Here is a 14,927-nt window from a genome sequence, read left to right on the forward strand (position 1 = left end):
CATCTACAATGAAATCTCTTGAAACGATTTCTTCCATAGAATGAGCACTCAATGCATAATTACCCGGCAGATCTATGACTTCATAGTCATAACTTCCGTGCTTGAAATGGCCTTCTGCTCTTTCAACAGTTTTTCCAGGCCAGTTACCCACGTGCTGGCGCATACCAGTTAATTGATTGAAGACAGTAGTTTTCCCCACATTAGGATTTCCCGCCAATCCTACAATTAATTCTGTCATTAACCATTCTCCCATTTTTTTATTAACTTTATGAATAATATTCCTCTAAAAAAATATTACCCAATACTAAAAAAATTTTCTTAGTTTAAGAACTAACCTAAAAGTTAGGCAAACCTAAACATATTAATGTATTGAATTTTATAATATTTAAATATTTAGGCATGCCAAAGAAAAAATAAAATACTTATATTAATAACTATAAAAAACAACTTGAAAAAAAAGGTTGATAAGATGAGCGATGCTATAAAAACAGCAAAATTATATATTGAAGAAAAGAACTGTAAAGAAGCACTTAAATTAGCTAGAAAAAGACATGGGAAGGATGATGTTGAAGATTATATCACAATATTAAATCTGCTAATTGAAAATGATTATTTGCCTGCGCTTGAAGAGAAAGGATTATACTACCAATACTATGATGAAACTCATGACAACGGAGATTACGGCGAAAAATACTTTGATATGTATCTTGATAAACAACCTCGCTCAATCAATGTCCTGTGTGATAAAGCATTATCCCAATTCAACAAAGGAAACATTGATGAATCTATCGAACTAATGGACAAATCCTATGAAAAATATAAGTCCTACTCCGCTATTGAAAAACCTCGTATAAGTAAAAAAGAAGTGCTTATGGGAAAAATTGAACTTCTAATACAATCAAAAAGATATGAAGAAGCACTGACTAACCTAAATACTTATGAAAACAATTTCAGTGGAGACGAGAAATCCGATTTATATAAAGGCCAGGTGCTTCAGAAAGTGGGAAAACCCCGTGAAGCCATTGAATATTTGAATAAATCCCTGCTTAATGAGGACACATTGCTTGCATTTAATTCACGTGGAGATGCCTATTACAATCTCAAACAATATAAGGATGCCTTAAAGGATTATAAAAACTGTATCCATTATGAAGGCAAAATTGAAGATGATTTGGAGTTAATTACTAACTTCAATTACAAGGCCGCATTTTGTTGTGTCAATATGGGAAATGATCAAGAGGCGATAAAATACTTGAATAAAACCATCAACATGTTAAATGAACATGGAAGACTTCCTAATGATCTTGAGAAAATTTATCAGAAATGTTCCTTTGAAAAGGAAAGAATCATGAAAAAGGGAGATGTTGAAGACAAGGAATTTAGGCGAAGCAGATTTTTCTCAGCTAGGACTTCCCTTATAATCCTGGCAGTTATCTTAATATTCTATTTGATTTTGAAATTTTTCGGATACGGAAAATAGGATTTGCATTTGAAAAAAAAATTAGAAACATTTAAATACTAATAAATAACAATTGTTATATGAAAACTATTTCTTTGACTTCATAGTAGACAAAAATTTAGGTGTGCCTAAAAATTAGGGAAACCTTTATATACTATGAAGACAAACTTTAATACAAGTGACATAAATTTAGGCATGCCTAAATTTTTCACTTGAACAAAACATATTATTAGTCAATAATAATACAATCTCCAAAATATAAAAACGAATTAAAGTATTAAATTAGCTTTCTCACAATTTTCTAATTTAATACATGGAAAATAATCTGCCTATAATTTTCCGAAAAGAAACACGAATTGGTGTTTAACTCTCCTCAACAAACACCAATTTACTCTCTCTTTTTAATACCACTCGCCATCGTAAGTTTCAGCATCATCATAGATTTCTTCATCCCAATAATTATACTCAATATAATCATCGATTTCTTGGTCTAAACCCCAATTGTTCTCATCATAATAAGTATAGGGATCAAAAATAGATGTTCTAACGGTGACCTGTTTGGTTTTTTTAGCTTTTTTATAATGTGAATCTCCATCAAATTTGACTTTAACCTTATACTTACCCACATCGTATTTCAGCCGAATTTCGCCATTATAGGGCTTATAAGCCCACTGATAATTCCCTTGTGAGTCAGTTATACGATAATGAATTGTTCCTTTACTGTTAATGTCTCTTCCTTTACTGTCAACAAGTTTTATTACAATCCATCCCTTGTTATTTAATGGATATTCCTCAGTTGTTATTTTCACTTTAACCTTTTCTTTTGCAAAGGCGGGGCTTGCAATAACTAGACAAATTCCAATAATTGCTAAAATGATAATGATTGTTTTTTTATTCATGGTAAACATGTTATTACTTTGTTACAATAGCTATTTAAATATTGATATATTAAATATAATAATTAAGTGATTGGTATGATTGAATATGATGATATAATTAGAGATTCCCCCTTTATTGCGAATCATTTGATTACATTAAGCAAAACACATGATTTTTACATAGACAAACATATAAAAAACGGAACAGACATTCTTCCAAGCCAATATTATATGCTACTATTTTTATATTATGAGATGGGAATAAACCAATCAGATATTGCAAAAGCCTGTTTAATGGATAGGAGCGGTGTTTCAAGAGCCTTTAAGGATTTTGAGGAAAAAGGATTGATTGAGCGAGAAATTGATGAAACCAACAAAAGAGCCTACAAAATCACATTGACTAAAAAAGGAATTGAAACATCCGAATTTATTATTCAAAAAGAAAAGGAATGGGACAAGATGATTTGTGAAGAATTGGATATTTCCCATGAAGACCTGCTTAAATTACTGTCTAAAGTTTCTATGAAATCCCTATTATTCAATAGAAATGAATTATAAGTATTCCAATCTCGCAACAATTTTTCTAAATGACATGAATTTTATTAAATCACTTCAATTTTACAATTTAGCTTCAACAAAGTATATATTTTAGTCCGATTAATTAATAGCTATGATAGAATTAGTTATTGCCTGTTTCATTGGCATATTAATTGGAACATTAACTGGGATGACTCCTGGAATACATGTCAATACTGCAGGAGCAATACTCTTCGCTTCTTCAACCACATTATTAACACAGGTATCCCCCGAATTTCTTTGCGTGTTGATGGTTTCAATGTCAATAGCTCATGCCCTAATCGAATTTGTCCCGTCAATGCTTCTGGGCGTTCCACAAGAAGGAACTGCAACATCGATTCTTCCCGGACATCGAATGGTTTTGCAAGGCAGATCCAAAGAAGTGATAAGAATAGTCTCTGTCGGAGGATTTGGAGCAATAATTGTAACTGTAATGATGCTTCCAGCATTTGCAATAGCATTGCCAATTCTGCATGATTTGACAAAACCCTTTACATGGATAATACTGCTTTTTGCATCACTTTATCTAACCTACAGACTAACAGCTAATTTTAGAGATTTTTTATGGTCATTACTATTATTTGTATTATCTGGAATTCTAGGTTGGATTTTATTTCAAACACCGATTTCTTCCGGAGTTACATTAATGTGTGCATTTTCCGGATTATTCGGGATAAGTACAATTCTCTTCAGTTTAAATGATTCTTCAACAATACCTCATCAAAATCCTTTTTATTATCTTAATTTGGATTACATCAAATTTAAAAGCATATTTGCAGGAGGAATAACAGGAGCAATCTTAGGATTTCTTCCCGGTTTTGGGCCGGCTCAAGGAACTGTAATAGCTCAAGCCGTAAGCGGCACAAATGACAATAACGATGATGACACTGTCAATTTCCTTCTTGCCACATCAGGGCTGAACATTTCAGATTGCCTATTTTCATTGATTGCAATCTACATTATCGGAAACCCTAGAAGCGGAATAGCTGTTTATATGTCTTATTTAATCTCTGAAATGAGCATTAATCATTTAATAATATTCATCTTCACTTCACTTCTTGCCGTGTCTGTCTCATTAGTATTGTGCTTGAAACTAGGCGATTCTTTTTCTAGACTAATGGGCGGCATTGATTATAAAAAACTCTCGATTGGAGTGATATTGCTTCAGATTATGATATTGTATGTCTTTATTTTTTATTATCAAGCCCCTGTTTTTTATATGACATTAGCTTTAATTACTTCAATTGCAATGGGAATGCTTCCCCACTACATTGGAATCGGAAAATCTCATTTAATGGGGATTTTAATCATTCCAGCTATTGTCATATACCTGCAAATGTTTATTTGAGGTGAAAAGATGGAGAATAAATTAATAAGACATATAGAAAAACTAAATGAGAATATTTGTAGAATTGATAAAAATTTAGACCCTATTATTTTATTGCCCTTACTACAATACTCTCAAGAAAACAAAATATATGAATGTGTATTAGAAAATTATCATGTTAAAAAATTAAAAAATTTTAAATATGAAGAATACTACTTGGTTTCTGAAAAAATTGACAATTATCTATCAGAACTAAGCGATGAAATACTTGAAACCTTTCCGGATAATATAGACCTGCAAAGTATTAGTTTTTTGCTTTATGAACTACTAATCAATATTTACAAACATTCCAAATTTAATAATGCATATGTGCAAATTAATTCCATGGAAAATGAAATAATCCTCTGCATCATTGATGATGGAATTGGAATTCCTGGAAGCTTTAATGAAGGAAATTTAACTTATAAAAATGATTGTGAGGCTATTTACGATTCAATAAATGGTAAAACAACAGATAAAGAGAAATTTAACCTTCATGGTAGAGGATTAAATACCCGTGCTAGAATTACTACAATAGGATTCGGTGGAGAAATGTTAATCGCATCAGGTCTAGGAGTTTGTGATATAACTTCTGAAGGCGCCAAATTATTTTTTAATGAAAATGGCATAAATGGAACATTTATTATCTTAAAAATTAATAATAAAAAAGTAGATAATCTTTATGAATGTATAAAATATGAAAAAATAAATAAAATGGAGGTTACTGAAAATGAATAAATTGCAAATAAATCTTGAGGAAAAATATGCTAAAAAGTTAGGTGTTGGTCCAACAGCTAAAAAACTTTTCCAAGAAATTAATAAGGAACCTTCAGTAGTTTTAAATTTTGAAAATATTGAATTTATGAGCCGATCTTTTGCTCAAGAATATGTTTTTCAAAAACATAATTCTAATGTTGAAATTGAAGAAATCAATATGGATGATTCCATTAGACAATTATTAAACGTTGTTGAAGAAGATTTTAAAAAAACTTGTTTAAATAGCTAGATGATTAACACATTATCTGCTATTTTTTCTGCTTTTTCAGTTATTTCAGCAATTTCCGCTCCAGGATAAGCATCAATTACACAAAAGTCAACATGTTCACTTTCCAAATCTTCAAATGCCTCATTAAAGATTTCATAACCTTCGTTAATGTCATTGATTTCAAGATTATTCTTTAATGCTTCAATCATTTCGGGATTAATATCATTGAATATTACTTTTTCAAATCCATATTTTAATAAATAGATTCCTAAAGCTCCAAGACCACACATGGCATCGACTGCAACACCTTTTTTCACACCCTTGTTATCCAGAAAATTGTGCAGTTTCAACAGCTTTCGCTCTGTAGTCATTGCAACTTCTATGTGGTGTTTTGACTGATTTTTTACTATAACCACCTTTTCCTGAAGTAATGTCCTCATGACATTGATCTGCTCATCATCCCCCTCTAAAATTTCAAAGTGATTTATCTCAGAGTCCTTATCAAACTGTCCTGTCGGAGTTTGAGGACTTCCTTTTAACACACATTTTACTTCCGGAACTTCATCAATCAATTTGGATGCAACATCTTTTGTAAAATCTGGATGTAGTAAAATCAAAGTTTTTTCGCCAATAAATTGCGGATTCAAACTGCTGTAATAAAACCCTGATAACGGAACGGGAGAATTGCGTCTCAATGTTGCTTTTTCGCCAACTATTCCTGATTCTATCATTATTTTTAAAATATGACTCATCACAATATCGAGGGGTCTTTTTCCACATTCACATTTCATATATTCCCCATCAAGCACATCAAAGTCAATCAAATCTTTTAAGGGAGAAAACTTTTTAATCTGTACGTCTTGGCATTTCTCACATTCACTTAAGGCTTCAACTTTTCCATCCAAATCTATCATAAATGACACCACAATTATGTAACTGTATACTTTTTGATTTATTTAAATACTATTGATGCCAAAAGTAATAAAAACTATATAAATTAGTATTACTAATCTCTAAATGTGATTAAAAATCGCCATTGGTGAAAATATGAACAATAATGAGATAATACCACAATATGACGTTGTCAGACAAAATTATTCGCCCGAGGAAAAAATTCTCTTAGGTGAAATTAGGGAAAACCTGGTTGATTTGGCCATATCCTCTGGTGAAAACTTCCAACCGAATGAAGAGAAATTATTAAATGACATCAAGAACTTTCTATTTGCAAGGCTATCTGAAAATCCATCTGATAAAAGAATCACAAATGAATATCTGGATGCCCTGTCAAGAAAAGTGCTAAGAGACATTATCGGATATGGGGAGATTGATTCGTTAATTCAGGACGATGATTTGGAGGAAATCATGATAATCGGAATAAACAAACCCGTATTCGTCTATCACCGAGAACATGGGATGATGAAAACCAATCTCCAGTTCAATGACAAACAGGAACTGATGGATTTGATTGATTCTATTGCAAGGCAAATCAACCGTAGAATCGACCAGGAATCCCCAATTTTGGACGGCAGGCTGATTGACGGGTCAAGGATAAACGCCACAATACCTCCGATATCAGCAGACGGCCCATCGCTTACAATCCGTAAATTCAAAAAAGACCCATTTACAATAATCGATTTGATAAAGTCCAGAACAATTTCCATCGAACTGGCCGCATTTTTCTGGCTGTGCATTGATGGGTTAGGAGTAAAATCTGCAAATGCAATAATATCCGGCGGAACCAGTTCCGGAAAAACAACAACATTAAATGCTCTTTCAGCTTTCATCAACCCCAAAGAAAGAATAATAACTATAGAAGATACCCTTGAGCTTCAAATTCCCCATGAACATGTAATCAGAATGGAAACCCGACCTGCAAATGTGGAAAATAAAGGGGAACTGACAATGAATGACCTTGTCAAGAATTCCTTAAGGCAAAGACCGGACAGGATAATAGTTGGGGAAGTAAGGGCTGATGAGGCAATAACCCTATTTACTGCATTGAATACTGGCCATTCGGGATTTGGAACCCTGCATTCAAACAGTGCAAGAGAAACCATTACAAGATTAACTAATGCACCAATGCTTGTTCCGAAGATAATGCTTCAGGCTATTGATTTTATTATAATGCAAAATAGAATTTATACCCCTTCAGGAGTCTCATATAGAAGAATAAGTGAAGTTGTAGAAGTGGTTGGAATAGAAGAGGGGACTGTTCAACTAAATAAGATATTCCAATGGAATCCTGAATTGGACATTATTGAAAATGTTAGCGTATCGAGTAAAACCCTAAGTCAAATAGCTGATTTGAGTGGAAGGTCATTGAATCAATTATATAAAGAAATTGAAAATAGGGAAGCCGTTTTGAATCATATGGTTGCTCATGACATTCGCTCTGTTGATGAAGTGAACAGTGTTTTGGAGCTGTATTATAAAAATCCTGAGAAAGTTTTAAACCGAATCCTATTGAAAAGGTGATTATCATTTTAAACGAATTTTTCATACTGGTCGGAGAGTTGGCTTTAACCCCCATTATCCTTTTTAGAAACTTAAGCATTGAAGAAAGCCAATCAACTAATAAATCCAAAAATCAGAAAGAAATTGAAAGCCCGTTATTTTCAAAATTAAATTTTGAAATTGACAATAAGCCACAGAAATATAAAGAAAGTAAAATGGACTATCTAAGAGACATTTTACTAGTCTATATGTTAAACCGCAAGATAATAATCCTGCTATTAATCATGTTAATGATAATCCTTTATTTCACCACCCTGGAACTTGCAGGAATCTTTGCAGTTACAGTTGCAATGATTTATGTGTTCATATTCACATATCCGAAGATGAAAAAGGAACATAACTATTCCGATTTAAATCAGGAACTTCCTTATGCTTTAAGGCATATGGGAATCGAATTGAAATCGGGGAAAGGTTTACATGATTCATTAATGACAATTAAAAATGCAGATTATGGTTCCCTTTCAAAAGAATTCAATCGAGTTCTAGAAGAAGTTAAATTCGGAAAGCCAACAGAGGAATCTTTACTTGAAATGTCGAAGAGAGTGAATTCAGAGGGCCTTTCAAGAGCCATACAGCAGATAATCGGAACCTTAAGGGTTGGAGGCAATCTGGCAAATAGCTTGGACATCATTGCAAAAGACATTACATTTGATATGCAGATTAAATTAAAAGAGTATTCCCAAAAATTAAACTCTTTTATATTGATTTATACTTTTATAGCAATTTTAGCTCCAGTAATCAGTTTAATAATGTTGATGGCCGGCTCAACAGTGATGGGGGATGTGATTTCATCCAGCCTATTGTTAATAATCTACACGTTATTTTTCCCTATGATTGTAGTGTTTATGGGAATATTAATTAAAAAATTAGAGCCGGATATATGAATTTTAAAAAAATAAAAAAAGAAAAGGAATTAACCGAAAATACTTTCAATTCCTTTTGATGCCAACAAACCAACGAATGCTCCTTGTTGGTCCATGATAATATTTCCTTTAGAATATTGGTCTAATGCAGCATTAATCATTGCTGATTTTTTAACAGGATCTTTTGCAGAGTTAGCAGCTGCTTTTACAATTTCCATTACTGCATCTCCTCTAGACATTCCATTAATGTTATCTTCTTCACGAATAATGTCAATACCACTTGCATTGATTATTTCACCATTAACTTCCAATGGTGCTGCAGCAGACAATACTGCATCTAAAGCTTCTACGTTAACTGCTACAACTGAATCGACAGTATTGTTTGTACGATATTCGACAATTTCTTTTGCAAGTTGCATGCATTTAGCATTATCTGCATCCCAAAATGCATCGTGAAGTAATAGAGCAGAACCTGCACCTTGTTGTTGTGCTTCTATTGGTTCGGGAGCTGTTGGATGTGTCATTCCCCCTGGATAAATAGGTTCATATCTTTTAACAGTACCGTCTTCTAGATAAACAAGAAATGCCATGTCACAAGCACCCATCCCTGGCCTGTCCTCACTTTCATCAATAGCACATACTAGAATGGTTTTATCTCCTTCATTAAGTTCAGTATCATGTCCAATGAATAAGGCGCTAGCAATAATTGCAGCTAATCCAATTAAAACAACGATAATAATTGCAATAATCAGTTTTTTTGTTCTATCCATAATTATACCTACTACACTTTAATAATAATAATTTTCAGGTTTATAATACTTAAATATTTTTAAAAAAAAAAGTTGGATATTTAAAAAAAAGAATTGAAAAAAATTAATGGCAGTTACAACCAAAAAAGAAACACCAGATTTTTTGTAAAATTCCCTTTTCTTTTTTGGAATCCTTAACATCTGTTGCACAACATTTAGCCTTATTTGTTTTTGCTGTCATTAAATCACCGTAAATATAGGTGAAATTAAATATGGATTTCATATTTAATTTCGTGAGAGTAGTTATATGCCGTTATTAAATTAGGAAGAGAGTTTAAACTAATCTAATAACAATCGGAGTTAAGTGATTAAAATTAGATTTTTAGGTTAACCTAATTTTTATCACCTAATAATTATCTTGTAAAAAGTAGTATATAAATGTTTAGGTATACCTAAATTTTTGAAAATTTAAAATAAAAAAAGTAAAAAAATGAAAGATTATTTACATTAATCTTCCTACACCAGTAATTTCAATACTAGCTACACCATCAATAGCTGAAACCATTTCTTCAACAGGTTCAGATCCGCCTTCACCATCTTCAGTGATGAAACTTAAGATAATAGCTACTAAACCAAATGCAATTGGTTCTTCAGCAATATCGTGGATAGTTGCGCCTTCTGGCATTGAACTTTCGATAGTTGCTTTGATAGCTTCTAAATCTTCTTCTGGACTTTCAGGCATAATTTTCATAGTAGTTAATACTTCACCCATTCTAATTCCTCCATTTTAAAATCTATGGTCCTTCGAAACCACATTCACATTTGTAACCGTGACCAAAGGTACGGCATTTTTCACATCTTGCAATTTTTGCTCCACACATAGGACATTCGAATTCAACGAATGTACCGGTTAATGGAATTTGTTGTTTACATGAAATGCATTCTACAGTTTTCATTTTTAATCACCTGTTATTTGTGTGTAATCGAAGTTATAATCATTTATATTATCATCTATTAAAGATAAAACCCTTTCTGGGTACTTCCCATTCACAACATAACAATTAGTCCCAAACTTTAATAAAAGAGAAGGTAACATTACATCAATCGATGACTCTTGAAAAGTTAGTAATTTTGTTGCATCAATTTTACTTATGAATGTTGAACCAGGCTCTTTCGGTTCTTGGGTATATATACCATTTACATTTGTTACTATTAAAAGGTTTGCATTTAGAAGGTGTGCAACATAAGCCGCAATCGAATCTGAAGTCACATCCCAAGAGCATTCGAATGGATCTTCTTGCCTTAAAAATTCAGATACAATGAAAATTGGAGTGAAACCTTCATCAGATATTTTATTTACTTCATCTATTGAAAAGGCCAGTTTTGTAGATTCAACTTTATCATTAACAAGCTTAGCAATTATGCCCATGCAATCAATGGCTGTCCAGTGATTGACCTCTTCTGAAAAGTTAATTTCCTCATTGTATTTCCGGATTAGGTTTGCAAATTCCCCTCCTCCCAAAACAATGACCGAATTAGTGTTCTCTAACTTTTCTGCGAGATCTATTGCATATTTTGGAAACAAGCTTCCTCCAATTTTTACAACCTGTTTTATGATATCAATCACGACCTTGTTTAATTAAAATCAGCCATCATTAAATGATGCTTTTCACTATAAAAGTTTTAAATCCCCTGTCACTTCGTCAATTATTTCATCTTCATCCGGACCAAGTGCCAAAACTGTAACGCTTGATGTAGGTATCTGAGTGCGTCCGGCATCAATTACCAAATAATTGGCAATGCCCTTCTCATCAGCTATTTTTTTAAGTGCAGTTAACTCCTCTAAAGTTTGAACTTTTAAAATCACCTTTGCATAAGCCTCATTTTCCCATTTTCTAATTTTATCTGCTGGTGATTTTTTATATGCTCCAATAGAACCGTGACAGCACTGAGCGGCAATCTTTCCCTTGCGCATTTTCAAATCAGTTCTTACAATCATTACCTGTTTCATACTATCATTATTAAATATTTAATTATGAATTAAAAAGGTTTTTGTAAATGACAATGATAATCTTACAATAATTTAATTATATAGTAAAACTAAAATTATATATGATTATATTTTTAAGGAGATTATAATGACTCGTATTTCAATTTTAGACAAAGAGAGATGTCAACCTAAAAAATGCGATTATCTTTGTATTCATTACTGTCCTGGTGTTAGAATGGATGAAGACACTATAGTAGTTGATGAAGATAGCAAAAAACCGTTGATATCTGAAGAATTATGTGAAGGGTGCGGCATCTGTACAAACCGTTGCCCATTTGATGCCATTACAATTATTAACTTACCTGAGGCGGCAGGCGATCCTATTCATAGATTTGGACAAAACCAATTTGAACTGTTTGGACTTCCAAGCCTTGAAGAGGGAACCGTTTTGGGACTTCTAGGTCCAAACGGTATTGGTAAATCCACAATAATGAACATCCTGGCAGGAAATCTCATACCAAACTTTGGTGATTATGAGAATCCTCAGGAAAACTGGGACAATGTTATTGAATATTACAAAGGTTCTGCTCTTCAGAAATACTTCAAAAACCTCTCAGAAGGAAATATTAAAACCATCATGAAACCACAGATGGTGGATAAGCTTCCAAAAGTTGTCAAAGGTAAAGTCAGAGACTTGCTCAGCAATGTTAATGAAAGGGATAAGCTTGAATATGTCACAAAAGAACTGCAGCTTGAAAATGTCCTTGACAGAAAGATGGAAAACCTGAGTGGGGGAGAGCTTCAAAGAGTTGCAATAGCTGCAACAGTGCTTAGGGAAGGCGACTTCTACTACTTCGACGAACCAACTTCCTGGCTTGACGTATCCCAAAGACTGAATGCAGTTCGTGTTATAAGATCATTAGCTGAAGAAGGCAAAAGCGTGCTCGTAATTGAACACGACCTTGCTACTTTGGATGCTCTTTCAGATAATGTGCATATACTATATGGTGAACCTGGAGGATATGGTGTAGTATCCGGAAGAAAAGGAGTAAGAATTGGAATTAATGCATACATTAACGGATTCTTAGCAGAAGAAAACGTTAGAATCAGAAGAAATCCTATTGAATTTACTATTCGTCCTCCAACCCCTGAAGATGAAGGTGATGCCCTTGCAAGTTACAGTGATTTAAGCAAAGACTATGACGGATTCAGCCTAACCGCCGATGCCGGTGAAATCTTTTATGATGAAATTGTAACCGCATTCGGTTCAAACGGTATTGGAAAAACAACATTCGCTAAAATACTTGCAGGCGTGGAAGAGCCAACCACCGGCGAAGTTGATGAAGAAGTGAGCATTGCATATAAACCACAATACATCGTTACAAACTTTGAAGGAAGCGTAAGTGACTTTTTATACATGAATGCACCGAGTTTTGGAAGCAAAATCTTTGAAAGCGAAATCATGAAACCATTGAGTTTGGATGATATGCTGGATAAACCAGTTAAAGGATTAAGTGGAGGGGAGCTTCAAAGATTAGCTATTGCTGCAACACTCGCAAAAGATGCTGAAATATATCTTTTCGACGAACCGACAGCATTTTTAGATGTTGAGCAAAGATTAATAGCTGCACGTGTTATCCGCAAGATGATTGAAAGCAGAAATGCCGCTTCACTTATTGTTGACCACGATATTGTATTTATCGATTATATCTCCGATAGGGCAATGGTATTCAATGGTGAACCTGGTTTGAACGGTCATGCCTCAAAGCCAACCGACCTTAGAAATGCAATGAATGAATTCTTAGGCAATCTAAACATTACCTTTAGAAGAGATAAAGAAACAAAAAGACCAAGAGTTAACAAACTCGACAGTTACAAAGACCGTGAGCAAAAAGAAAAAGGAGAATATTACTACTTATCCGATTAATATTCCCTTTATCCTACCATCACCCATATTAAACATTACTAAACAATTGTCAATGCATTAGGCACCTTTTTCAAAATATTGTCTTTAATCGGCAGCATTGTTGAAGATGCAATAGAAAAGTCGGCAGATTTTGCTGCAACTTTATCATCGCTTTCACCAATAATGGTTGCATTTAATGCACCTTGTAAATTATCGACAGTATTCTTCAATACCCAATCATCAACATCGGATATTATTATTTCATCAACATACTTATCCAATTCATTAGCAATTACCCAAGAGATAAACCTTCCACCATGTAGTGCAATTGTATTTCCATCCGCTAAAGATACAATTTCCTCCAAGGTATGTTTCAATTCAATGTTTTGATACATCCTTGAATTGACCAATGTTGCCCAATGGGCATCACCAACATGATATGCGCCAATTTTTCTTGGATAGACATAATCAGGACCTGCAATTTTAACGGCAGTCGCTAGAGCCAGCAAATCATGTTTTTGTACAGGAAGCCCTCTATTCGGGAATTCTTCATTAATTATCTGAATTATCCTAGGAAGCCCGAATTTTCCACGTCTGGCTGTTCCCGGTTCATATCCGCACATATATCCATGATGATTTTTAGGAAATCCTGTGATGACCATGTTCAAACCTGTCCTTAAACCGGCTCTTACTTCATGTTCATAAGCCCCATTAGTTGCAACCACTTTTCCCGGAGACAATATTCTTGCAGCGGCAATAGTTTTTGCAAATGCTTCGGTAGTATTTTCACATCTATTAAAAGGACCTCCTTCAACTACTATAACATCTGCGCCGATTTCAATGGATTTTTCAAAGCCTGTGATGACCTCCTCATATCCATCTCCAACAAACATGATGGACTCCAAACCTCTACTATATTTTTTAGCTAGATTTGCAATGTCTTCAGCTTCCCTTAATGGGGCCGCATGTCCATCACCGGTTTGTTCACAGGTAACATTAACGGCAACGGATGAAGACAATTTAACCCATTCCTCTTTATCGTCTTTTTGTTCCAGTTCCTTATCAATCAAACGCTCATGAATTCTTCCACGAGGACATTCAGTGAATGCCGGACCCTTATTATAGCATTCACCACCACATCCACTGATATTTTTAGGAAGTCTCATCGCACCATTTTCTCCAAAATGATCCAAATCAAGAGGAACATCAACGACCTCATGGACTTTTTGCATCACTTCAAGTCCGGTCATTCCAAATTTTTCTCCAATATCTGAAAATGCATAAGCACAAATATGAATTGGAGCGCCAATCATATCTGATAAACGACAATTACCCAATAAATCCATTAACTCCAAATCAGAAGCACAAGTTCCTGCAACCACTTCTGTTAAATCACATCCTAATGGGAATCTTTTAAATTGCATTCCTAATTTCATTGTCTCTTCTAATGAGAGTTGTGAAATTGCATCAACAACAGAAGTTATATCCTTGTCCATTTTTGATATCTCAATTGCAGCTTCATCATCATGAACAGCTTTCTTTATTAAATCATACATGAAAATTTTCTCCAAAATAATTATGTTAACTAATATATTTTTCAGTGAAATCTTTAATAAATATGTTTCGATTTTGTATTACTAA

The 14,927-nt window shown here is 33.6% G+C and carries 17 protein-coding genes; 8 read left to right on the forward strand and 9 right to left on the reverse strand.

The window, feature by feature from the left end:
- Nucleotides 1–238: FeoB small GTPase domain-containing protein (locus ACKI3D_RS02780; protein ID WP_407392139.1), on the reverse strand; the 238-nt coding region annotated here is incomplete at its 3' end.
- A 231-nt stretch (nucleotides 239–469) separates the two neighbouring features.
- Here ACKI3D_RS02780 and ACKI3D_RS02785 point away from each other — a divergent pair.
- Nucleotides 470–1,480 (forward strand): tetratricopeptide repeat protein, encoded by a 1,011-nt coding sequence (locus tag ACKI3D_RS02785; RefSeq protein ID WP_407392141.1) that lies wholly within the window; start codon nucleotides 470–472, stop codon nucleotides 1,478–1,480.
- Between the two features lie 380 nt (nucleotides 1,481–1,860).
- Here the strand turns inward: ACKI3D_RS02785 and ACKI3D_RS02790 are convergent, their stop codons facing one another.
- Complete coding sequence (locus tag ACKI3D_RS02790; RefSeq protein ID WP_407392143.1) at nucleotides 1,861–2,367, reverse strand: hypothetical protein; 507 nt, start codon at nucleotides 2,365–2,367, stop codon at nucleotides 1,861–1,863.
- Nucleotides 2,368–2,433: 66 nt separating this feature from the next.
- Between ACKI3D_RS02790 and ACKI3D_RS02795 the strand changes: the two genes are divergently transcribed.
- The 4 genes from ACKI3D_RS02795 (at nucleotide 2,434) to ACKI3D_RS02810 (ending at nucleotide 5,285) form a co-directional block, all read left to right on the forward strand.
- Nucleotides 2,434–2,895: a MarR family winged helix-turn-helix transcriptional regulator gene (locus ACKI3D_RS02795; RefSeq protein ID WP_407392145.1), complete on the forward strand. Its 462-nt coding sequence runs from the start codon at nucleotides 2,434–2,436 to the stop codon at nucleotides 2,893–2,895.
- A 112-nt stretch (nucleotides 2,896–3,007) separates the two neighbouring features.
- Nucleotides 3,008–4,261, forward strand: a complete 1,254-nt coding sequence (locus tag ACKI3D_RS02800) for a tripartite tricarboxylate transporter permease (protein WP_407392147.1) — start codon at nucleotides 3,008–3,010, stop codon at nucleotides 4,259–4,261.
- Between the two features lie 9 nt (nucleotides 4,262–4,270).
- Entirely contained in the window at nucleotides 4,271–5,017 is a 747-nt protein-coding gene (locus tag ACKI3D_RS02805; protein WP_407392149.1) for a hypothetical protein, read from the forward strand.
- On the forward strand, nucleotides 5,010–5,285 hold the full coding sequence (locus tag ACKI3D_RS02810; protein ID WP_407392151.1) for an STAS-like domain-containing protein: 276 nt from the start codon (nucleotides 5,010–5,012) through the stop codon (nucleotides 5,283–5,285). Before ACKI3D_RS02805 ends, ACKI3D_RS02810 begins: the two co-directional genes overlap by 8 nt.
- Here the strand turns inward: ACKI3D_RS02810 and ACKI3D_RS02815 are convergent.
- The gene (locus ACKI3D_RS02815) at nucleotides 5,282–6,178 is read right to left on the reverse strand and encodes a methyltransferase (protein WP_407392153.1); all 897 of its coding nucleotides are present in this window, start codon (nucleotides 6,176–6,178) and stop codon (nucleotides 5,282–5,284) included. The genes ACKI3D_RS02810 and ACKI3D_RS02815 overlap by 4 nt on opposite strands.
- A 133-nt stretch (nucleotides 6,179–6,311) precedes the next feature.
- On the opposite strand from ACKI3D_RS02815, the gene ACKI3D_RS02820 reads away from it, so the two are divergent.
- Both ACKI3D_RS02820 and ACKI3D_RS02825 read left to right on the forward strand, forming a co-directional pair.
- A complete protein-coding gene (locus ACKI3D_RS02820; RefSeq protein WP_407392154.1) occupies nucleotides 6,312–7,739 on the forward strand; it encodes a CpaF family protein in 1,428 nt (475 codons plus the stop codon).
- The gene (locus ACKI3D_RS02825) at nucleotides 7,736–8,662 is read left to right on the forward strand and encodes a type II secretion system F family protein (RefSeq protein WP_407392155.1); all 927 of its coding nucleotides are present in this window, start codon (nucleotides 7,736–7,738) and stop codon (nucleotides 8,660–8,662) included. Before ACKI3D_RS02820 ends, ACKI3D_RS02825 begins: the two co-directional genes overlap by 4 nt.
- 29 nt (nucleotides 8,663–8,691) lie before the next feature.
- Here ACKI3D_RS02825 and ACKI3D_RS02830 read toward each other — a convergent pair whose 3' ends face one another.
- The 5 genes from ACKI3D_RS02830 to pth2 all read right to left on the reverse strand — a co-directional run bounded on the left by ACKI3D_RS02830 (nucleotide 8,692) and on the right by pth2 (nucleotide 11,401).
- Nucleotides 8,692–9,411 (reverse strand): DUF4012 domain-containing protein, encoded by a 720-nt coding sequence (locus tag ACKI3D_RS02830; protein WP_407392157.1) that lies wholly within the window; start codon nucleotides 9,409–9,411, stop codon nucleotides 8,692–8,694.
- 481 nt (nucleotides 9,412–9,892) lie between these two features.
- Nucleotides 9,893–10,162, reverse strand: coding sequence for an elongation factor 1-beta (locus tag ACKI3D_RS02835; protein ID WP_407392159.1), 270 nt, complete (start codon nucleotides 10,160–10,162; stop codon nucleotides 9,893–9,895).
- A gap of 22 nt (nucleotides 10,163–10,184) precedes the next feature.
- Entirely contained in the window at nucleotides 10,185–10,346 is a 162-nt protein-coding gene (locus ACKI3D_RS02840; RefSeq protein ID WP_407392161.1) for a zinc finger domain-containing protein, read from the reverse strand.
- 2 nt (nucleotides 10,347–10,348) lie between these two features.
- A complete protein-coding gene (locus ACKI3D_RS02845; RefSeq protein WP_407392163.1) occupies nucleotides 10,349–11,017 on the reverse strand; it encodes a delta 1-pyrroline-5-carboxylate synthetase in 669 nt (222 codons plus the stop codon).
- A gap of 45 nt (nucleotides 11,018–11,062) precedes the next feature.
- Complete coding sequence (pth2, locus tag ACKI3D_RS02850; protein WP_407392165.1) at nucleotides 11,063–11,401, reverse strand: aminoacyl-tRNA hydrolase; 339 nt, start codon at nucleotides 11,399–11,401, stop codon at nucleotides 11,063–11,065.
- Nucleotides 11,402–11,528: 127 nt separating this feature from the next.
- Between pth2 and ACKI3D_RS02855 the strand changes: the two genes are divergently transcribed.
- Entirely contained in the window at nucleotides 11,529–13,307 is a 1,779-nt protein-coding gene (locus ACKI3D_RS02855) for a ribosome biogenesis/translation initiation ATPase RLI (RefSeq protein WP_407392167.1), read from the forward strand.
- 38 nt (nucleotides 13,308–13,345) lie between these two features.
- Here ACKI3D_RS02855 and hmdC read toward each other — a convergent pair whose 3' ends face one another.
- Complete coding sequence (gene hmdC / locus ACKI3D_RS02860; RefSeq protein ID WP_407392169.1) at nucleotides 13,346–14,842, reverse strand: 5,10-methenyltetrahydromethanopterin hydrogenase cofactor biosynthesis protein HmdC; 1,497 nt, start codon at nucleotides 14,840–14,842, stop codon at nucleotides 13,346–13,348.
- Between the last annotated feature and the right edge of the window lie 85 nt (nucleotides 14,843–14,927).

Origin of the sequence: Methanobrevibacter sp., assembly GCF_045586545.1 — an archaeon.
GTDB lineage: Archaea > Methanobacteriota > Methanobacteria > Methanobacteriales > Methanobacteriaceae > Methanocatella.